Annotated in this window: 20 protein-coding genes; all 20 read right to left on the reverse strand. The window is 61.3% G+C overall.

Annotated elements, in window-relative coordinates; genetic code table 11:
• Nucleotides 1-22 precede the first annotated feature (22 nt).
• Nucleotides 23-211, reverse strand: a complete 189-nt coding sequence (locus tag GS_RS17275) for a ferredoxin (RefSeq protein ID WP_010944059.1) — start codon at nt 209-211, stop codon at nt 23-25.
• A gap of 34 nt (nt 212-245) precedes the next feature.
• Nucleotides 246-4,778, reverse strand: coding sequence for a glutamate synthase-related protein (locus tag GS_RS17280; RefSeq protein WP_010944060.1), 4,533 nt, complete (start codon nt 4,776-4,778; stop codon nt 246-248).
• A 405-nt stretch (nt 4,779-5,183) separates the two neighbouring features.
• Nucleotides 5,184-6,011 (reverse strand): alpha/beta hydrolase, encoded by an 828-nt coding sequence (locus tag GS_RS17285; protein ID WP_010944061.1) that lies wholly within the window; start codon nt 6,009-6,011, stop codon nt 5,184-5,186.
• A 20-nt stretch (nt 6,012-6,031) separates the two neighbouring features.
• The gene (locus GS_RS17290) at nt 6,032-6,235 is read right to left on the reverse strand and encodes a SlyX family protein (protein ID WP_010944062.1); all 204 of its coding nucleotides are present in this window, start codon (nt 6,233-6,235) and stop codon (nt 6,032-6,034) included.
• A gap of 78 nt (nt 6,236-6,313) precedes the next feature.
• A complete protein-coding gene (hemE, locus tag GS_RS17295) occupies nt 6,314-7,336 on the reverse strand; it encodes a uroporphyrinogen decarboxylase (protein WP_010944063.1) in 1,023 nt (340 codons plus the stop codon).
• 172 nt (nt 7,337-7,508) lie between these two features.
• Nucleotides 7,509-8,579, reverse strand: coding sequence for a radical SAM/SPASM domain-containing protein (locus GS_RS17300; protein ID WP_010944064.1), 1,071 nt, complete (start codon nt 8,577-8,579; stop codon nt 7,509-7,511).
• An 84-nt stretch (nt 8,580-8,663) separates the two neighbouring features.
• Nucleotides 8,664-9,419 carry an ABC transporter permease gene (locus GS_RS17305; RefSeq protein ID WP_010944065.1) on the reverse strand — a complete coding sequence of 252 codons (756 nt, stop codon included), beginning with the start codon at nt 9,417-9,419 and terminating at the stop codon, nt 8,664-8,666.
• Nucleotides 9,420-9,518: 99 nt separating this feature from the next.
• Complete coding sequence (gene def / locus GS_RS17310) at nt 9,519-10,028, reverse strand: peptide deformylase (RefSeq protein WP_010944066.1); 510 nt, start codon at nt 10,026-10,028, stop codon at nt 9,519-9,521.
• 4 nt (nt 10,029-10,032) lie between these two features.
• Complete coding sequence (locus GS_RS17315; RefSeq protein WP_010944067.1) at nt 10,033-10,590, reverse strand: glycine cleavage system protein R; 558 nt, start codon at nt 10,588-10,590, stop codon at nt 10,033-10,035.
• A gap of 91 nt (nt 10,591-10,681) precedes the next feature.
• Nucleotides 10,682-10,978, reverse strand: a complete 297-nt coding sequence (locus GS_RS17320) for a hypothetical protein (RefSeq protein WP_010944068.1) — start codon at nt 10,976-10,978, stop codon at nt 10,682-10,684.
• 54 nt (nt 10,979-11,032) lie between these two features.
• Nucleotides 11,033-12,040 (reverse strand): glycosyltransferase, encoded by a 1,008-nt coding sequence (locus tag GS_RS17325; protein WP_010944069.1) that lies wholly within the window; start codon nt 12,038-12,040, stop codon nt 11,033-11,035.
• Nucleotides 12,037-12,429, reverse strand: a complete 393-nt coding sequence (locus GS_RS17330) for a YbgC/FadM family acyl-CoA thioesterase (protein ID WP_010944070.1) — start codon at nt 12,427-12,429, stop codon at nt 12,037-12,039. Before GS_RS17330 ends, GS_RS17325 begins: the two co-directional genes overlap by 4 nt.
• Before the next feature lie 62 nt (nt 12,430-12,491).
• Complete coding sequence (locus GS_RS17335) at nt 12,492-13,232, reverse strand: lipoprotein (RefSeq protein WP_010944071.1); 741 nt, start codon at nt 13,230-13,232, stop codon at nt 12,492-12,494.
• Nucleotides 13,233-13,523: 291 nt separating this feature from the next.
• On the reverse strand, nt 13,524-14,177 hold the full coding sequence (gene rsmG, locus GS_RS17340) for a 16S rRNA (guanine(527)-N(7))-methyltransferase RsmG (protein ID WP_010944072.1): 654 nt from the start codon (nt 14,175-14,177) through the stop codon (nt 13,524-13,526).
• Nucleotides 14,174-16,057, reverse strand: a complete 1,884-nt coding sequence (gene mnmG / locus GS_RS17345) for a tRNA uridine-5-carboxymethylaminomethyl(34) synthesis enzyme MnmG (RefSeq protein ID WP_010944073.1) — start codon at nt 16,055-16,057, stop codon at nt 14,174-14,176. Before mnmG ends, rsmG begins: the two co-directional genes overlap by 4 nt.
• 206 nt (nt 16,058-16,263) lie before the next feature.
• Entirely contained in the window at nt 16,264-17,634 is a 1,371-nt protein-coding gene (mnmE, locus tag GS_RS17350; RefSeq protein ID WP_010944074.1) for a tRNA uridine-5-carboxymethylaminomethyl(34) synthesis GTPase MnmE, read from the reverse strand.
• A 6-nt stretch (nt 17,635-17,640) separates the two neighbouring features.
• Nucleotides 17,641-19,236, reverse strand: a complete 1,596-nt coding sequence (gene yidC / locus GS_RS17355; RefSeq protein WP_010944075.1) for a membrane protein insertase YidC — start codon at nt 19,234-19,236, stop codon at nt 17,641-17,643.
• 19 nt (nt 19,237-19,255) lie between these two features.
• Nucleotides 19,256-19,465, reverse strand: coding sequence for a membrane protein insertion efficiency factor YidD (yidD, locus tag GS_RS17360; protein ID WP_010944076.1), 210 nt, complete (start codon nt 19,463-19,465; stop codon nt 19,256-19,258).
• Nucleotides 19,459-19,803, reverse strand: coding sequence for a ribonuclease P protein component (gene rnpA / locus GS_RS17365; RefSeq protein ID WP_010944077.1), 345 nt, complete (start codon nt 19,801-19,803; stop codon nt 19,459-19,461). Before rnpA ends, yidD begins: the two co-directional genes overlap by 7 nt.
• Nucleotides 19,804-19,814: 11 nt before the next feature.
• On the reverse strand, nt 19,815-19,964 hold the full coding sequence (rpmH, locus tag GS_RS17370) for a 50S ribosomal protein L34 (protein WP_010944078.1): 150 nt from the start codon (nt 19,962-19,964) through the stop codon (nt 19,815-19,817).
• Between the last annotated feature and the right edge of the window lie 308 nt (nt 19,965-20,272).

Here is a 20,272-nt window from a genome sequence, read left to right on the forward strand (position 1 = left end):
GTATCGTGGGATGTGTGGGCTGTTACCCCCAATGGATGCAGGAGACCGGACAGGTGTCAACGGCCTCCTGGATCTTTTCCTCGGCAGCGCCGGCCGGATCGTACACCTCGGCCAGGTTGTCGTCGTCAAACCGGAACACCTCCGGAACCGTCTCAACACAAAGACCGCAGCTGATACAGACATCTTTCTCGACGTACAGATTACGGCTCATGGTCGTTCCTCCTTGCATCCTCAGGGGGATGCCGTCACTCGGTGCTCCTGGGGGTAACGATGTTCTTCTCCGGCACGATCTTAACGAAACAGCTCCGGGTGTCGGCAATGATCCCCTCCACGGCGTCGGCTTCTTCCTCCTGGTGGGAGTGGAGGAGCTCCCGGTGGTACTTCAGGAGGAGCTCCCCAATGCTTGCCACATCCTCTTCCTCAACGTCCCGGATCTCCACCCCGGCCCCTTTGGCCAGCCGCCGACGCAGGGCCTCACGGGTGAACCCCATGGCTCCGTCCAGGTGGCAGTACACCACGCCACCGGTCATGCCGGAGCAGATCCAGGGGCCCGGATCCCCCAGGACCACCACCCGTCCGGCGGTCATGTACTCGAAGGCGAAACCCTTAAGGTTTGCCCGGGAGGCGATGTCCCCTCGAAAGTCGTCAACCGGCTCGCGGATGCGGGAGCCGAAGACCACATCGGCCCCGGAGAGCCTGATGCAGGCCCTGCTGTCGGCATCTCCCTGGACAAGGAAGGTTCCTCCCTGGGCACCGTAGGCGAGCCCCTTGCCCACAGTCCCACCCACCCGGCGCCCCTCCCGGTTCTCACCCTTGAGGATGACGATTCTGCCGCCGGAGGTACTCTTGCCCACGCCATCCTGAGCCCCTCCCTCTACCCGGATGGTGAGCCGGTCGATGGAAAAGGCGGCCAAGCCGTTGCCCGGGATGGAGTCGCGCCGGAACTGGAGGAGCGCCCGCTGCCCGGTCCGAACGCGCCCCTCGGCCACACCGCGCTCCAAGGCACCGGCCAGATGGGTGCCGATGGCCCGGTCGGAGCTGGTGGCACTGTCGTCATCGTACCGGACCCGCTCCTCGCCCTTGGCGAAAGAGTCGGTCACGAGCCCGGAGATAAGAGAGGTCAGGTAATTGAGGGGCTTGCGGATGATGCGCACCTCGGGTTCGAAGGGCTGATGCTCCTCCGGTCGGGCCGGGCGGAGCAACTCCGTCAGGTCCAGGCGGTCGAGGCCCCGGGCCTGGGCGAGGAGATCGCTCCGCCCCACCAGGTCCTGGGTGCGCCGGAAGCCGAGCTTGGCAGTGAGGATCCTGATTTCCCGACTCATCCCCCGGAAAAAGGTGCTCATGTAAATGACCCCGTTTTCCAGCACCCGGGGAACGAACCGCTTGAGTCCCCGGGCTTCGGCCTCCTCCGCGGTTTCGATCTGGGTGGCGATTCCCACGTGGCAGGTCCCGAGATGGCAGCCCCGGCAGGCGGTGCAGCCGATGACCACCATGGCCATGGTGCCGAAACCGACCCGGTTGGCGCCGAGGAGCATGAGTTTTACCACGTCCCGGCCGGTGCGGGCGCCGCCGTCGGCCCAGATCTCCACTTTCTGGCGCATCCCGGCCGCCACCAGCGCCTTGTGGGCCTCTGAGACCCCGATCTCCGCGGGCAACCCCACGAACTTGATGGCGTGCTTGCGGGCCGCGCCGGTGCCGCCGTCGTAGCCGCTGATGGTGATGATGTCGGCCCCGGCCTTGGCCACGCCGAGGGCGATGGTGCCGATTCCCGCCACCGCTGGCACCTTCACCGACATGCGGGCCCAAGGGTTGGCGGTACGGAGTTCCTCGACGATCTGGGCCAGATCCTCGATAGAGTAGATGTCGTGGTTGTTGGAGGGGGAAATGAGGCTGACGCCGGGCGTGGCGTGGCGAGCTGCAGCGATCTTGGCCGTCACCTTGAAGCCGGGGAGATGCCCCCCCTCGCCGGGCTTGGCCCCCTGCCCCACCTTGATCTCCAGAAAGTCGGCGGAGTTGAGGAATGCCATGTTCACCCCGAAGCGCCCCGAGGCGATCTGCTGCCCCCGGTTCTTCCGGTACTGCCCCAGCATGTCGGCGATTTCGCCCCCCTCGCCGTTCATGCAGATGATGTTAAGGCGCTTTGCCGCTTCGGCGTAGATCCTGAAAGGAGTCTCCCCCTGAGAACCGAAGCTCATGGCGGAAATCAGGATCGGCAGGTTATGGTCCCCCACGGTGGTGTCCACCTCGTCCGGGTCCACGGTCAGTTCCTGGGTGTAGCGGAGGTCGAGCAGGTGCCGGATGGCCAGGGGGTTCTCCGCCTCGTACTGCTGGATGAGGCGGGAGAGGTCCGCGTAGGTCTCCTCCATCTTGGCCACGGCCCCCACCATCTTCCAAATTTTGGGATAGAGCCGGAACTGGACCGGCACCGGTTGTTTTTCGCGGCTGCGGGCCACGGAGCTGCGGGAGCGGTTTTCCTCCTCCAGCCGCTCAAGGGTGAGCCCGCCCTGCCCCGAGCCGCAGAAGTTGGGGGTTTCAAATATCTCCGCCAGATGCCGGCAAAGGCCGATGGATGCGAAGTACTTGCCGTAGCCGCCGATCTCGTGGGTCCCCATGGTGGAGATGACCTTTTCGAGACCCTTGGCAACGACCGAGAAGAGGTTCTTCATCCCCGGACCATCGCCGGCCCCTTCCCACATGAGATAGGGACAAAGGGCATCGGCCCCCATGCCGAGAGCGAATATGAGGTCGTGGAGGCTGCGGAGCGCCCCGGACCGGACCACCAGGGCGGTCCGCCGCCGCAGACTTTCCCCCGAGGCGTCGGTGGCCTCCTTGAGCCCCTTGTGGAGGACCGCCGTCACCAGAAACGGGTCGATGAAGCTCTTCCCCGGGGCGAAGCAGTCGCTGTCGTCCAGCAGGAGCACCGCAGCCCCCCGGGACACTGCCTCCACAGCCTCGCGGGTCAGGCGCGCCAGGGCGGCTCCCAGACATTCCTCCTTTGCCATGTGGCACGGAATTACCCGACACCGCCCCTTGCCCTCGCCAAAGGCGGCCACGAGCGCCTCCAGGCTGGCGGTGCCGAACTCCCGGGCCACGGCGGCGTCGGCCGCTTCGATGCCGGTACGGCGGCCACCGGTCAGCAGCGGCACCTCCAGCGTCACCGCCAGGCGGGCGGGGCCTCGGAACAGGGGCCGCGGCCCCAGGTAGACCCTGGTGGAAAAATGCTCTGCCTCCCGTTCCCGGTCAATGGCCGGATTGGTCACCACAGCCACCTGTTCCTTGAAGTAGTCGGAGAGATTCTGACGCCGGCTGGAAAGCGACGCCAGGGGGCCGTCGTACCCCAGGGACGCAATAGGGTCCGAGCCGCTGCCGGCCATCTCTCGCAGAATGGACAGATCGCTGGACTTCCAGGCAAAGGCGGACATGAGGTTGTCCTGGTGGAGTTTGGCGCTCCGGCCGAAGCGGACCGCCAGGGACGGCAGCCCGTCCCCCAGTGCCGCCCCCTGCGTTACCCACTTCTCCTGGGACGCCAGGTTCGTCCGCTTCCGGAAGCTCTGGTAAACCTCCCCCCGCAGGGCCGGGTGCCCGATGATCTCCACCTGTTGCCCCGCCACGATCCGCACCCCCACCTTCTCGCCGGGGGCCAGGGGCTTCGGGTCGCTCAGGATCTCCTCATGGGGGACGACGCCCAGTTCCGACGAGGCAAATATCTCCCGGTCGGTCTCACCCACCCAGAGAGGGCGCAGCCCCATGGCGTCCACGCTGAAGATGCAGAGATTGCGATGGCGGGCAATGATGGCCGCGGGCCCTTGGGCTGACGCCTTCAGAAAGCGGCGGAACCAGGTATACATGGCCTTCAGCTCCGGCCCCATGCCGTCCATGGCGCTGAAAATGGGCGGGAAAACCACCTCCATCGCCTCGAACAGGGTGAGACCATAGCGGAACATGAGCCCTTCCAGGGTCCGATTCAGGTCCTGGGAGTCGGAGCCGTCGGCGAAGAGAGGAATTCCCATCATCCGAGCCTCTTCCCGAAGCCGGGCGATGGTGTTGATCTCGCCATTGTGCCCCAGAAGCGAAAAGGGCTGGGCCCGGAGCACTGTGGGGAGCGTGTTGGTGGAATAACGGCTGTGACCGATGGTAACTGAGGAGAGAAAGTCGCGGCGCCGCAATTCGGGATAGTAACGGGGAAGGAGTTCCGGTGCGCCGTGAACCTTCCAGGCGGTCACATCGGTGGAGAGAGACGCCACGTGGACCGTGAAATCCCGCTCGATGGATGTTTGGAGTTCGAACAGGAGCTTTGGTGCTGCCACCTTCTCCGGGCAGAGGAGCGCCACCTGCCAGAAGAGGGGCTCCCCTTCCCTTGCGCGGCTGGAGAGGACTTCGCTCCGGACAATCCCGGGCCGCTCCACAAGCAACTGGACGCCGGCGGCGGAGAACCGGCCAAGGATTGCCGCCTGCAGCTGCGGATCGGCGACAATGGCCTCCTTCGGCAGAAGCAAATGCCCCACGGCAAAGCCGGGAGCTTCGGCCAGATCGGGGTCGGCGCCTGCGCCAGCCAGGACCTCCCGCCAGATCGTTCGGGGGATGTCGGTCAGGACGCCACACCCGTCTCCTTCGCCGTTGATTTCACCGGCCCGGTGCCCCATCTTCACCAGGGCCTCGATGGTCCGTTGGACGTTGCCGTGGGTGGGACGGGCTTCCTTGTTGATGTGACAGATGATGGCGCAGGCGTCCCGCTCGGGGGGGACGAGGCCGGAGGGGTCGATGGTCTTGTCGGCCATGGTGTTCTCCTCGGCACGGCAGGGTAGTCGAACGGTGTTAACTATCGCACACAATTTTAGCAGGCCGCAAGGGATAGCTCCCGACGACCGCCGCAAAAACAAGAGGGACGCGGCCATGCCCGTCCCCTCGCCATTGGTGTCTCCCTATTCGATGCAACTCAACCATTTTAGTGCGATCCAACAAAAAAAAACAGCCTGGAATTTTTCCCGCCGGGAGCTATAGTTTACTCAGGTAGCTACCTGAACCAGCACTGCCAAAAGGAGGGGCGAAACCTATCGAGGAAGTTTCAGCCGAACCACAACTTAGGCAGTACGAATCCGGCTGCCGTTGATGCCGGAAGATCCCGTGAAACGGGAACTCGGAAATATGAATGAGCAGGGGCCCGCCGCAGAGTGGCGGGCCTTTCATTTTCTCCCCGACACCCCTTCCTGCTCCAGAAATCCCTCAATGATCCGCCAGAACTCCAGCCAGTCGGGGGGGCAGTCATTATGGCCGCAGCGAAGCTCTATCAGGCACCCGCGCCGGACGGTACGGGCCAGTTCGCGCCCGTGGCCGACGGGGATGATGTCGTCTTCCGTGCCGTGCAGGATGAGGACCGCTCCGCCGTAGGATTCCAGGGCCTTACGGTTGTCGAAGACATCGCGTGCCAGAAATCCGGGGAGGAGCATCTGCCGGGCAAAGGGACGGGTCGAGGTGAACGGCGACTGGAGGATAAGGGCCGCCAGCGGGCGTCTGAGGCTCAGGGCACAGGCGGCCCCGCATCCGAGCGACCTGCCGAAGGCGATCATGCGGCCGGAATCCGTGTCGCTCCTCCGCACAAGTTCATCATAGGCGGCCACGGCCGCAGCCGTGATTCCCTCCTCTGACGGCGACCCGCCGGAACGGCCGTATCCCGGATACTCCACGAGCATGACGTGCATCCCCATCCTGCGAAACCCCTCGGCCTGGTCCGGCAGAACGTCGATCACCTCGCCGTTGCCGTGAAAAAAGAGTACCACCGGACGCCTGTCTCCGGCAACGCTCCCCGTGGCCGGCAGAAACCAGGATTCGACGTGGCCGTATGGGGTTGTGAGCCAGAGGGGATGGATGTCGGGCAAATCGGGAGGCTGGCCGGCCACGGAAAGGGAACGGCCGGGATAGATGATGGTGCGCTGGACCAGGAAACAGAGCAGTGCGTACCCCACATAGGCGAGCACGGCCAGGATGACGATCCGGATGAGGGGATGCTCCATGGGGCCCCCATGAATGGCTGTCAGTAGTGGGGAGGCGGCGTTTCCTCGTCGGGCGGGCGGGTTGGCGACGGCGCCACCGCCAGGAACTGCGTCCGCAGGGCCTTCAGCTCGTCTTCCAACCGGTCGATGGCCTGCTGCTGGCGGTAGACCACCTCGTTCAGTTCCTGGATGGTGTGCTCCAGGTGCGAAAGGTGGATCTCGATGTCGGTGATGCGGTTTTCCATGGCTGGTTCGATGCTTGGGCCGGAATGAGGAAAAGGCAGCGCCGGGCTGCCTTTTCCTTGTCCAGGCAGGTAATCGGGCTACTTCTGGGACAGCCGGTGCACGCACTCCACCATGTGGATGGCGTTTTCCGGCGGCACTGTCGGCAGGATGCCGTGTCCCAGGTTGAAGATGTGTCCGGGACGGCCGGCATTCTCGTCGAGCACCCGCTTCACCTCGGCCTCGATGACCTCTTTGGGGGCGTAGAGGACCGTGGGGTCCAGGTTCCCCTGCACGGCCATGTTCTGACCGAGCACGTCCCTGGCCTTCCCAAGATTCACGTGCCAGTCGAGCCCCATGACGTCGCCGCCGGCCTTCTGCACCGTCTCCAGCATGGTGCCGGCGCCCTTGACAAAGTGGATCACCGGCGTGTTCTGACGGTTCAGGCCGTTGATGAGCTTGGTGGTGTAGGGCAGAACGTACTTCTCGTAATCGGTGGGGGAGAGGACCCCGCCCCAGGTGTCGAAGATCTGGATCGCCTGGGCACCGGCCTTGATCTGGGCGTTCAGGTACTCCATGTCCATCATGGTAACCTTGTCCATGAGGGCGGCATAGACGTCGGGAGCGGCATACATCATCCGCTTGATGTTTGCCCAGTCCTTGGAACCCTTGCCTTCAACCATGTAGCAGGCCAGGGTGAACGGCGCTCCGCCGAAGCCGATCAGGGGAACCCTGCCGGCCAGTTCCCGACGGAGGATCTTGATGGTGTCCAGTACGTAGGGGACATCTTCCTCGGGGTTGGGAATGCGCAGCTTCTCCACATCGGCCATGGTACGTACGGGGTGCTCGAAGACCGGGCCGGGCACGAAGTCGAGCTTGAGCCCCATGGGCTCAACCGGAGTGAGGATGTCGGAGAAGAGGATCGCCGCGTCGACATTCAGAATGTCGATGGGCTGAATGGTCACCTCTGCCGCCAGTTCCGGGGTCTTGCAGAGTTCCAGGAAGGTGCACTTGGAGCGTACTGCCATATATTCGGGGAGATAGCGGCCCGCCTGGCGCATGAGCCACACGGGAGTACGGTCAACGGGCTTGCCCCAGCAGGCGTCGAGAAAACGATTATTCATTGAAAACCCTCCTCAGAGAAATTGTCTTTGGAATTTCGATTATAAAAACCCAGAAGCGTGAGATTTGCATCAAATTGCTGCACCCGCAGTAACCCCGGCGGAGGCGTAGCCCGGCTACGCCGCACAAGGGGGTGACGAGGACGACGCCAACACGGCGTAACTATCGCGTTCCTTACGCCTTCTTCTGAAGGCGTATCGGCACGTAATTACAGAACGGCTCCTCTTCCATGTAATCCCCATAGACCGCGTCGGCCCGGGCCCGGCAGCCGCCGCAGACGTTGATGAACTCACACTCGCCGCATTTCCCCTTGTATGCCTTGAAGTTACGGAGATCCTTGAAGATTTCCGAGTTCTCCCAGATTTCCCGGAAGGGGATTTCCTTCACGTTGCCGGCAGTACGGTGGAAGTAGGAGCAGGGCTTTACGTTGCCGAAGCAGTCGATGAGACAGATGGTCTGGGCCGCGATGCATCCTTTGCCGCCGCCGGTGGAGAAGGTCAGGGAGCGGCGTTCGAACTTGACCCCTTCCTGCTTGGCCCGCATGGGGACCATCCGGTAGTAGTGGGGGGCACAGGTGGGGCGCATGAGAATTTCGTCCTCAAGCTTCTCCTGCTGGTAGTGCCACTCCAGGATCTCCTCGTAGTCCTCCTTGGAGATGAGCTCGTTCATGATCTCCTCGCCCCGGCCCGTGGGGACGATCATGAACATGTACCAGGCAGTGGCGCCCAGGCTCTTGGCCAGCTTGAAAGTGTTGGCGATATCGTGCTGGTTCCGTTTGGTAAAGGAAGAATTTATGAGGAATTTCTGGCCGTTACGCCGGAAGATTTCGGCGGCCCGCACCACTCCCTCGAAGGCACCGGGACACTGGCGGAAATCGTCGTGGACCTCGGCGCTGCTGCCATCCAGAGAGAGGGACACCATCTTGATGTCCGCCTTCCTCATTTTGGCGCAGATTTCGTCGGTGACCAAGGCGCCGTTGGTGGCCATGCACATCCGCAGCCCCAGAGAGGTGCCGTACTCGGCCAACTCAAAGATATCCTGGCGCATGAGGGGCTCACCGCCCGAAAGAACGATGACCGGTTTTGAGAAATCGGCAATCTCCTTCAGGAGCTTCTTCCCTTCCTCGGTGGTGAAATCACCTTCGGAGGAGGTCAGGTCAGAGGAACAGCGACAGTGGACGCACTTGAGGTTGCATTTCTGGGTGGTTTCCCAGGCAACCCACTTGGGAATGAATTCTTCGGCCATGGATTCTCCGTTCGTGTGACAATCCTGTAAATCCTACTAAAATAACCTCGACAGCACAAGAAGTTTAGCGGCCGGGGGCCGGTACTACTCTGCCATCTTTCGATTGAAGATGGCCACCGTGGCGACGAAGGCGGCCAGAGCGGTAATGGCGAGGATGGCAATCAGGCCGGCATCGAGAGCACCTGCCAGGAGAGCCCTGCGGGATCCCTCGAACAGGGCCGTGGTGGGGATGAGCATGACCGTGGCTCGCAACGCCTCGGGATAGGACGATACCGGGAAGAAGACCCCTGACAGGAAGATGAGGGGCATAATGACCACTGCCTGAACCTTGCCTATGGTCTCGGGTTTGTCCAGGAGCGTCCCGCAGACCGTCCCGGCACAGGAAAAGACCATGGAACCAAGAATGATGAAGGAAAGATAGGCCACCAGGTGGGTGGGGTCGAACCGGACGCCGGTGAGAAGGAAGATGACCGCAGCCACGGCCACCCCCTTGAGGGCGCCCTGGGTGAAACCCGAGAATATCTTGCCGATGACGATATCGTAGACGGTGATCGGGGTGACCCGGTAAGCCTCGATGGTCCGCTGAACCTTACGGTGAAACCACATGCTCCAGGCGCTCTCGTCGAAGGCGGCAGAAACGGCGGTCATGGTGATGAGCCCCGGCGCCATGAACACGGTGTATGGCACCCCTTCCACATCGGCAATGTAGCCGCGAAGGCCGAAGCCGAAGGCGAGGTAAAAGGTGAGGGGAGCGGCCACCACCGCCGCCAGTTCCGAGAAGAGGCTGCGGCGGAGCACCAGCATGTCGCGCTTCCAGATGGAAAAGGCGCCTGTCAACACGGTTCCCCGCCTCCTGCGGCGCAGATCACCCCCGGACCGGCGGAATGCCGACGCTGCTGCGCGTTCAGCCGCCATGGCGGTCCGTAGCCTGGCTGGCCGTTACTTATAATTTTTCCGCCGGAAGAGGCCCGTTTTGATCGAGACAATCCGGTCGAGGAACAGGATGCCGTCCAAGTGGTCCATCTCGTGCTGGATTGCGACGGCCTCGAAGCCGGAGGCCGTGATCTCCCGCTCCGAGCCATCCGCGCCGTCCAGGAAGCGGACCCGGACCTCGGTGGAGCGCTCCACGTCTCCCGTGTAGTCGGGGACGCTCATGCATCCTTCGCGCATGACCGCATTGCCCGACCGGTCAACGATCTCCGGGTTGACCATGAGGAGCAGCCCGTGGTTGTTGTCCTTGCCGTGGCGGCTGCCCGAGACGTCAATGACGCAGACCCGCAAGGTGACGCCGATCTGGGGGGCGGCAACGCCCACGGAGCCGGGACCTTCACGCATGGTCTCGATCAGGTCGTCGATCAGCCCCCTGATGGCCTCGTCGATGGCCGTGACAGTATGACATACCTTCTTCAGGACGGGATGGGGATACTGCAGTATGGTCTGTGCTGGCATGGCGTCAGAGGGAAACCGGTGTGATTGAGCGCACCGAGATCTCCACGTTCAGCTCCTTCCTGATTTCTTCGAGCATGGCCGACACCTGGTCCACCGAGATCCCCTCCGGCAGCGCGGCCTCGATCATCATCACATAGACCGGTTCACCTTTTTTCCCTACCAACTTTGTGTTGAGGTCGGTGATATTGATGCTGCGCTCGGCCAGCTCCTTGGTCACCCGGTAGACGATGCCCGGCTTGTCCGACCCGTAGACCGACAGCATGCAGATTTCCCCTTCGGGGGCGCGGTACTCGGCCTCGTCGGGGGTCATTGTACGGGCGGAGACGGTGAGGCCCATATCCTCGCCAAGCACCCGGAATTCTTCGAGCAGCCTGCTCTTGGTGAACGGCTTGGGGTGGGAGATGATGAGGATCATGGCGAACTCCCCTCCCAGCATGGTGGAGCTGGAGTCCTCGATGTTGCAGCCGAGTCGGTAGAGAATGCCGGTAGTCCCGGCGACGATGCCGGGCCGGTCCTTGCCGACGACGGAAAGGGCGAAGTGGACAACTGAATCCTTGGTCATGGTGTGCCTCCCGGGGTCGATGCCCGGCAAAAGTGTCTGCCGATTTGGTTCATTAATCTATAGCAGATGCGGGAGGCCATGGCAAGACCGGCTACCCGAGCCCCAGCCGCTCCCGGGCCGTCTCCACGAGGCAGTCGAAGACCATCTCGCGGCTTTCGATGAAGCGTGGCATGTCCTGGTGCATGATGTCTTCGAGCAGGTTAAGGACCCGGCCATCGCTGGAGCCCAGTTCGTTCATCACCGCTTCCATCATCGCCACAACTTCATAGAGGTCGTCCCGGTTGAAGGGGGACGGATCGGGCTTGCACCGGAACTTGGGCTGGTCGCGGTTGACCACGTCCTTGGGATATTTGTAAAAGAGGTCAGACGCCTTGAGCTTTACCGGCATGGCCATTGTTCTCCTTCCGCTTTGATCAATCCCGCGCGCACCACTGGCCACCGCTCAAGTGACGCAGACGAAATCCTCTCCCTCACGCAAGCCCGCCCTGCGGGCCCAGGCCCGAACTCCATCCCGCGCCCCCCGGGTTCCCACGGTAACGAGGATCTTTTCAGCGCCCGCCCTGACGTCATCCGGTGCCGTCACCGGCGCCCCGTGGAGGATTCGACCCTGTTTCCGCGGGTCCACGTCGAGCCATCGGCCCACCCGCACCCCCTCCCGCGCCAGGGCTCGTTGCCACGCCCTCCCCTCCAGCCCGGCCCCGGCCAGGGTGACGTTGTCCACACCCAGCAGGAACCCCTGACACAGGTGATGGATCTTGCAGGCGCGGAAGGCATCGGCGGCATATTCCCCCATGGTGCGGGTCGCGCGCTCGGGGCGCTCCCGCCAGAAGAACAGCACCTCCGGCAGCCGCGTGAACCTGACCCCCCCGGCTGCAAGCCTCAGCCAGAGGTCGTAATCTTCTGCCCATCCGGTCTTCCGGTAGCCTCCGGCATCTGTCAGAGCCTGCCGGCGAGCCATGACACTCGGGTGGACGACCGGCGACTCCACAAAGCGGTCACGCATGATTTCCTCGTGAGTCAGCAGGCCGTTTTGCCACTCTTCATAGGCACGCATGCCGAGTCCCACCGAGTGTCGGGGAAAGTGGCGAAACCGGGTGGCCACGAGTCCCAGGCCGGGATCCGCGTCAAGGGCAGCGGCCTGGCGTTCCAGCCTCTGCGGGTGGGATATGTCGTCACCGTCCATGCGGGCCACGAGTTCCGCACGGCAGTGGGCGAGGCCGTAATTCAGGGCATCTACCAGTCCCGCGCCCGCGTTGTTGAACACCCTCACCCGCCGGTCTCGGGCCGCGGCCACGCGCAACAGCTCCGGCGTGTCGTCGGTGGAGCCGTCGTCCACGACAATGAGTTCCCATGCCGTCAGGGACTGCCGGCACAGGGAGGCCAGGGCAGCGGGCAGGAAGCGCTCTTCGTTGCGGACCGGCATGAGAATCGACACGCGGGGTGCGCTCACGGCATCTCCGGCATCAAGGCTTGGATCAGCTCGGCGGGGAGACGTTTGGGCTTCATCCCCGGCCCGACGCAGACGAGGGTCACCTTGCCCCCAACCAGCAGCTTGCCGTCCAGGCAGCGCACCACCTGCTGTCCCACGGTAAATGAGGTTTTGCCCACCTCAAGCACCTCGGTCTCAACCCGGACAAGATCGTCCAGCACTGCCGGGGCACGAAAGTCGATCTCCATCCGCACGACCGGAAAAATGCAGCCTCGGTCGGCCAGCTCCCGGACCGAAAGTCCGCGTTCCCGCAGGAACTCGCATCGTCCCCGCTCGAAAAAGCCCAGGTAGCGCGCATGATAGACTACGCCGCCGGCGTCGGTGTCCTCATAGTAGATACGGAATTCCACTCTGGCTCCTCACGAAAAAAAAGAGGCTGTGAGCCTCTTTTTAATGGCAGATGGGGCTGCGGTTACTTGAATCTCAACACCACGTTGGAGGTCACGCCGGTCTCACGCTCCCGCAGCTGCAGGCGCAATTCCTTTGCACTTCCGGCTTCGGCAGGGAAGAACAGGAAGCCGCTGGCAATGCTGTCTGCCGGCAGAGCTTTCCCCTCAAGCCCCTTGTTACGGATATCTTCGATAATGGTGCGCTCGCGCTCGCCCGACGTCCCTTCGGAAACACCGCCGGCAATGGCTCCGCCGGCTGCGCCGACGGCTGCCCCCTTGCCCACCGCCTCGGCAACGCTGTGCCCCGAGACGATGCCGATGGCCGCACCGAGAATCGCACCGCCGGCCGCACCGAGCAGTGCTCCCTTCCCAGCTCCCTTGCCGAAAAAGGAGGCGAACTGGGTCGACTTCTCGATTCGGTCAACGGCGGTCGTGTTGGGGATCACGGGGAAGTAGCGGTTCTGATCATTCACCAAAAAGGTCTGGCTGGAAACGATCTCAAGGCTTCTAGGACCCTTGTTGCTCATGACCACCTGCACCGGCATGACCCCGGTCCCGATCACGTCGAATCCGAAAGCGTCGGTGGCGGAGGCCGTGTCGGCAAAGGCCTCGCCGCCGATGGTCACGCCGTTCACCACCTGACTGTTTATGTAGTCCTCAGCGGGCCTAAACCCGACATACTGGCTCCGATAGGAGGTGCAGGCCGTGAGGATGAGTGTCGGCAGCAGCACGGCAGCTATGATTTTGAGGATGCGAATTTTCATTATTTTAATCTCCCCTTTCCTCGACTGGCTAGCAGCGGGACTCCGCGGCACCTTACGGTTCACGGGCACCGCGTTTTAATGATATCACCTGCTGGTCGGCACGCAACAGCAGGGCTGACTGTACGGGAGGCGGGTCCATGGGCGAAAAACCCCGTGAAGGGCTGCAGAGGGGCGGCTTTCAAATTTTAGCTTTGAGCGGCTTTTAAGGGACCACCAAGGCCGCCTCCTCCCCCGGCAGCAAAAACCGGCGAGAAGGCTGTTTCGCCCACCAGATTGTTAGATTGTGTAAAATTAACAAAAACCAATCTCAACCAGGGTGCGGGCGTCGCCTGAAAAGGGAAGGCGGTACTCTGTCACCCGGACAACAGTGAGGCCCATCTCCTCCAGGGCCCCGCGCGCGGCATCAGCCTCTTCCGCGCCCCCCCTCCCCTTCATGGCGATGATCGTCCCCTGGGGCATCAAAAGCGGCAGCGCCATTCTCGCAAAGGAGGGAATGTCACTGAAGGCGCGCGATACGATCCGATTGAAGCGACGCTCGAGCATGCGAGGCAGATCCTCGCCCCTGGCGTGAATGGCCTCGAACCTCCGGCACCCCAGCAAACGGGCCGCGTGGCGCTGAAAGATGATCTTCTTTTCAACGGCGTCAACCGACACCGCTGTCATAGTCGGGAACACCAACGCCAGGGGCAAAACGGGAAAACCGCCACCAGACCCCAGATCAAGCAGTTCGTCGTCACCGCTCACCAGCCGACACAAGGCCAGCGAGTCGACAAAGTGCTTCAGGGCGATCTCTTCGTCGCCGGTGATGGCTGTGAGGTTAATTTTCCGGTTCCACTTTTTCAGCTCGTCGGCAAAGAGGGAAAATAACGTGACCAGTTCGTCACTGATCTCGACACCCAGCTCGGCAGCACCTTCCTGCAGTATCCGGCAGGCCCGGCCGTTCACGACGACGCGCTCCTGGATTTGATGGCCACGGAAAGGATACCGACGGCGGCAGGGGTGACCCCCTGGATGCGTGAGGCCTGCCCCAAGGTATCGGGGAGAAAGCGAAGGAGCTTTTCCCTCACCTCGGCGGAGAGACCGGGGATGACGGTGTAGTCCAGGTCGTCGGGGATACGGGTCCCTTCCAGCTTGCGCGCCCGCGCCACCTGGTCCAGCTGCCGCTCGATGTAGCCCTGATATTTGATCTGGATCTCCACCTGTTCCTTCACCGACGGCGGAACCATACCCGCAACCGGGTCAATCTGCGAAAGCTCTTCATAGGTGATGTCGGGCCGCCGCAAGAGCTGCTCAAACGTCAAAGCATTGCGCAGATCGGTCATGCCGTAGGTTTCGAGGAACGACGGATCCGCCTCGGACGGCAGGAGTTTCGCGGTGCGCAACCGTTCCAGCTCCGCACCGATCCGCTCACGTTTTTCCAGGAACAGCCGGTACTCCTCGTCCCGAACGAGACCAACAGCGTGGCCACGTTCCCGAAGGCGCAGGTCGGCGTTGTCCTCCCGCAGCAGCAACCGGTATTCGGCCCGCGACGTGAACATCCGGTAGGGTTCGCGGGTCCCCAACGTTACCAGATCGTCGATCATGACCCCGATGTAGGCCTCGTCGCGGCCGAGCACCAGGGGCTCCTCACCCTGCACTCGCAACGCCGCGTTGATGCCCGCCATGAGCCCCTGCCCCGCCGCCTCCTCGTAGCCGGATGTGCCGTTGATCTGGCCGGCGTGATAGAGGTTGCGGATGAGCTTTGTTTCAAGTGACGTATGGAGTTGAATCGGATCCACGTAGTCGTACTCGATGGCGTAGGCCGGCCGCATGATCTCAACGTTTTCCAGCCCCTCGATGGAGCGGTAGAGGCGATACTGGATATCGATGGGAAGAGAGGTGGAGAGGCCCGACGGATAGTATTCCACCGTATCGCGCCCCTCTGGCTCAAGAAAACTCTGGTGGCGGTCCTTGTCCGGGAACCGCATGACCTTGTCCTCGATGGACGGGCAATACCGGGGACCAACCCCTTCAATAACGCCCGAATAGAGAGGTGAACGGTCAAGACCGCTCCGGATGATTTCGTGGGTACGTTCGTTGGTGTAAGCAATGTAGCAGGGAAGCTGGGGCCGATCGATCCGTTCGGTAGAAAAGGAAAACGGCACTGGCGGATCATCTCCGTACTGGGGTTCCAACCGGGAAAAATCGATGGTGTTCCCGTCCAGGCGCGCCGGGGTTCCCGTCTTGAGGCGGCCGACCGTGAAGCCGAGATCGCGCAACTGGTCAGACAGCCCCACCGAAGGCAGGTCTCCCGCCCTGCCGCCCGGGTAGTTGGTGAGACCCACGTGGATCAGTCCGCGCATGAAGGTCCCGGTGGTGAGAATAACCGTTTTACCCAGAAAGCGAACCCCGACCTTGGTCACCACTCCCCGCACCCGACCATCTTCAACCACGAGGCCCGTGACCTCACCCTGCTTGAGCGAGAGATGTTCCTGTTCCTCCATTACGTGCTTCATCCGGAGGCGATAGAGCTGCTTGTCAGCCTGGGCGCGGGAGGCCCGTACCGCAGGCCCCTTGCGGGTATTGAGAATGCGGTACTGGATGCCGGTGGCATCGATGTTCTTTCCCATCTCGCCGCCCAGCGCATCGATCTCCTTCACCAAGTGCCCCTTGGCGAGTCCGCCGATGGCCGGATTGCACGACATGAGGGCGATGGCATCCAGGTTGATGGTGAGAAGCAGGGTCTCGCATCCCATCCGCGCCGCGGCCAGGGCCGCCTCGCAGCCCGCATGGCCGGCTCCCGCCACGATGACGTCGTACTGCTTTTCGTAATCAATGAGATTCATGACGTCCCGCCGCCTCCTTTCCCCTTCGTTTCACATCAGAGCTTCAAGGATACTGTATCCCAGCTTTTTTATCACTACATTCGCAATGTTACAGCAAACGTTTCACGTGAAACATGATGCCGACATCGGACCAATTTTGAGCTGACCCCTACACCGTGTGGCACGGGGAACCCGCGTCAGCCATGCCCCTCACGTGGCGTTTCGGGTCACTTGCCAATGCAGAATCGGTCAAAAATGACGTCCAGGATGTCGTCCGGGGTTGTCTCACCCGTGACCTCACCGACAGCGGCCAGAGCGTCGCGCAACTCAACAGCCAGCAACTCAAGAGTGAACCCCGACGCAAGTCCCTGCTCGAACGCGGTCAAGTGCATCGTTGAACGGGACAGCAGATCGCGGTGACGAACCCGGGAGACAGCAACATACTCACGACTGTCAATAGCAGCTCCGTGAATAAAGGTCTGGAAAATTGACTCCTTCAGCTCATCAATGCCGTCGCCTCGCGAGGTGGAAACCGTGACCCTAGGCATCAGGACAAGTTCATCGGGAATCTGCACGGCCCGCGGCAGATCGCATTTGTTCTCCACGAGAATGAGTCGCTTGCCGGCAAGGGCAGAAAGGATCATCCGGTCGTCCTCATCAAGAGGTCGCGAACCGTCGATCACCAGCAGTACCAGATCCGCCTCGGGGATCTTTTCAAGGGTGAGGCGGACCCCTTCTTTTTCCACAATGTCTTCAGTGTCGCGAATACCGGCGGTATCGATCATCCGGAGCGGCAGACCGCGGATATTGACCACCTCCTCGATAATGTCTCGGGTGGTGCCGGGTACCGAGGTGACGATGGCCCGCTTTTCCTGAAGAAGGGTATTCAGAAGACTAGACTTTCCCACGTTCGGTTTGCCTGCGATAAGGACAGCCACCCCTTCTCGCAGGACCCGTCCCTCGTCAAATCCGGCAATTAGTTCTCCAACCGTTTCGGCGGCTTTCCTCACATGGACCGTTAATGCATCCTGAGCAGCTGGGTCGATGTCGTCTTCGGGAAAGTCGATGAACGCTTCTACCAGTGCTAGAGCCTGACGCAACTCGGCCATAACCGTGTCGAGCCGTTGGGATAGCCGACCCTGGCGCTGGTGCTGAGCCAAGGCAAGGGCAGCGTCGGTCTTGGCCCTGATCACGTCGATGACAGCCTCTGCCTGAACCAGATCGATGCGGCCATTGAGAAAGGCTCGACGGGTAAACTCACCGGGTTCTGCGAGACGCGCCCCGGCGGCAAGCACGAGTTCCAGGACGCGTCGGGTGACGAGATATCCCCCGTGGCACTGGATCTCCAGGACGTCTTCACGGGTGTAGGACCGTGGGCGTACCATGAGGACCGCCATTGCCTCGTCCACGGCCTCGCCAGTGACAGCATCAACAACCGACCCATAATAAAAACGGTGACTTTCGAAGTCACCGTTGGAACCGCGCCTGAAAACGCGGCGGGCAATCGAGGGGGCGTCCGGTCCGCTAACGCGGACGATCCCGACCCCACCCTCCCCTGCCGCCGTGCTGATGGCGGCTATGGTATCTTCCACGTACATGGTCCGCTACTTGGCCTCCGCCGTACTGATGCTGCGGTTGATGTAGTACTGCTGAATGATGGTAAGCACGTTGTTGACGAGCCAGTAAAGCACAAGGCCCGACGGGAAGTTGAGGAACATGAACGTAAAGACCACCGGCAGCGCCATCATCATCTTCTGCTGCACAGGATCCATTTGGGAAGGCGTCATCTTCTGCTGGATGACCATTGTCACACCCATGATGATGGGAGTCACGTAGTAGGGATCCTTGGCGGCCAGATCGGTGATCCAGAGCATGAAGGGCGCGTGGCGCAACTCAATGGAGAACATGAGCGCCTTGTAGAGCGCGAAGAAGACGGGAATCTGTACGAGCATGGGGAGACACCCGCCCACAGGGTTCACCTTATGGGTCTGGTACAGTTCCATCATGGCGCGGTTCATGGCCTCACGGTCATTCTTGTACTTTTCGCGCAACTGCTGCATCTTCGGCTGGAGCTTCTGCATCTCCTTCATGGACTTGTAGCTGGAGTGGGTTAGCGGGTAGAAGATAACCTTTATGATAACCGTGATGATGATAATGGCTATCCCGTAGTTCCCGGTGTAGTTGTGGAAAAACTTGAGACTGTGGAGAAGGGGCTTAGCCAGCATCGCGAACCAGCCCAGGTTGATCGCCCGCTCCAGGCTGTTGCCCTGTGCCTTGAGAACATCGATATCCTTGGGCCCGAAGAAAAGACGATAGGTAAGCGCCCGGCCCTCACCGGGGTTAAGGGACAGTTCAGGTGAAGAGATGGTGTTCTCCAGATAACCCGAGGCTGTCTTGCGGATGGTTGCTGCCGCCATACTACCCTCGTGAGCCAGTACGGCAGAGAGGAAGTACTTGTCAGCGAATCCGGACCAGAGCGGAGCCGCATGAGTCTTTGCGCCCGACTCCAGGTCCTTCACCTTGTCCTCAAACAGTTTGTCCTGGGCAAAGGTCGCCGGTCCGAAGGTCTCAAACCTGCTCTCCTTGACCTTTGGCACAAGGGGATAGGTCTGGACCGTCTGAACAGGCGAGGATACGCGAGCGCTGCCGCTGTTGGTGACCTGGTACTGTATCTCCAGCCCGTAGCCGTCACCGGAAAAGTTATATGTCTTTGTCACCGTGACGCCGGCCGGCGAAACCCAGGTGAAGGAAAGCTGCTTCTTCTCGCCGGGTCCTACGGTGAGTGCGTCGGCACTCGGGACAAAGACTGCATTCTGGTCAAGACCGAAACCGGGAGCGCGGAGGCCAATGGTGTAATTCGACGGATTGTCCTCGGAAACCAGCGTGACGTTCTTGCCGCCCGGACCAGCCGTCTCATGATACCGCTTCAGATCGAGGCGCTTAATACTCCCGCCCTGGGTGGAAAACGTCACCGAATAGGCAGGAGTGTCGACCGACACGTCCCTGGCGGCAACAGCCGGTTGAGGCTGAGCGGGAACAGCCACGGGAACCGGTGCGGCAGTCACCTGCTGAGCCGGCTGGCTTTGCGTCGCAGTGGCAACCGGCTTCGGTGTTTCTTTCGGGGGCGGCGAAAAGAGTGCCGTGTAGCCGTAAAAGAAGAGAATGGATAGTACAACAGCTATCAAAGCCCTTTTTTCCATGTCAGCTCCTGATTATTCGTTACTTGACTGGATCAACGCCGCCCGGATGGAATGGATGACACTTGAGGATCCGGATAGTAGTAAGCCAGAGTCCCTTAACGAGACCATACCGTGTGAGCGATTCGTGCGCGTATCGTGAACAGGAAGGGTAAAAACGACAGGTAGGCCCCTTGAGGGGAGACAGGTAGCGCTGGTAGATGCCGATGATGTAGAGAATACCCTTCAGCATTCCAAGCCTGCGAGGCGTTCAACAACCGGGCCAAGCTCCCGGCAGACGCCGTGATAATCAAGCCGCTCGGCGCCCTTCTTTGCAATGACATTCAGATCAATGCTCGGAAGGGCGTCACGATGGTGCCGGTAATACTCCCGCACAAGTCGCTTGATGCGGTTACGTACCACAGCCGTTCCCACCTTGCGGCTAACAGTGATTCCAATCCGTCTCCGTCCTGTTTCACCTGGCGTCCAAAGAACAATGAAGCTGGACGTATGAAGCTTTCGCGCCGCTGCGGAGAGCCGAAGAAAATCGGCCCTCCGCAGCAGACGCTCATCCTTGGTAAAACGGAACAGGGTCGAACGTCCTACTTGCCGGCGATGGAAACCGAAAGTCTCTTCCGCCCCTTGGCACGGCGACGCTTGATGACCAGACGGCCGTTTTTGGTTGCCATGCGTACGAGAAAGCCGTGGGTGCGCTTACGCGACGTATTACTCGGTTGATAAGTCCTCTTCATGGGTTCTCTCCGTACAGTGAAAATCGAGGGTGTTCTCGGGGATTGCAAAGAGGATACTTTTAACCACAGAGACCCTTATATGTCAAGAGTTTATTTACTTACCCTGCAATAAATTGACCTTGCAAATTGGACCACCGTCTGCTAGTCTGCATCTTCCCAAGACTGCCGAAATGGCTGTAAAAGCCACCATTTCACGTTACAACCCCCCGGTTTTTCGTAGTTATTTAGTTATCAACAGTTGTTGAAAAACCTGTGTATAACTAATAAGTTTCACTATCTCCCGGCGAGTACGGGTTCTGAGCGACTGA

Origin of the sequence: Geobacter sulfurreducens PCA, from assembly GCF_000007985.2 — a bacterium.
Taxonomy (GTDB): domain Bacteria; phylum Desulfobacterota; class Desulfuromonadia; order Geobacterales; family Geobacteraceae; genus Geobacter; species Geobacter sulfurreducens.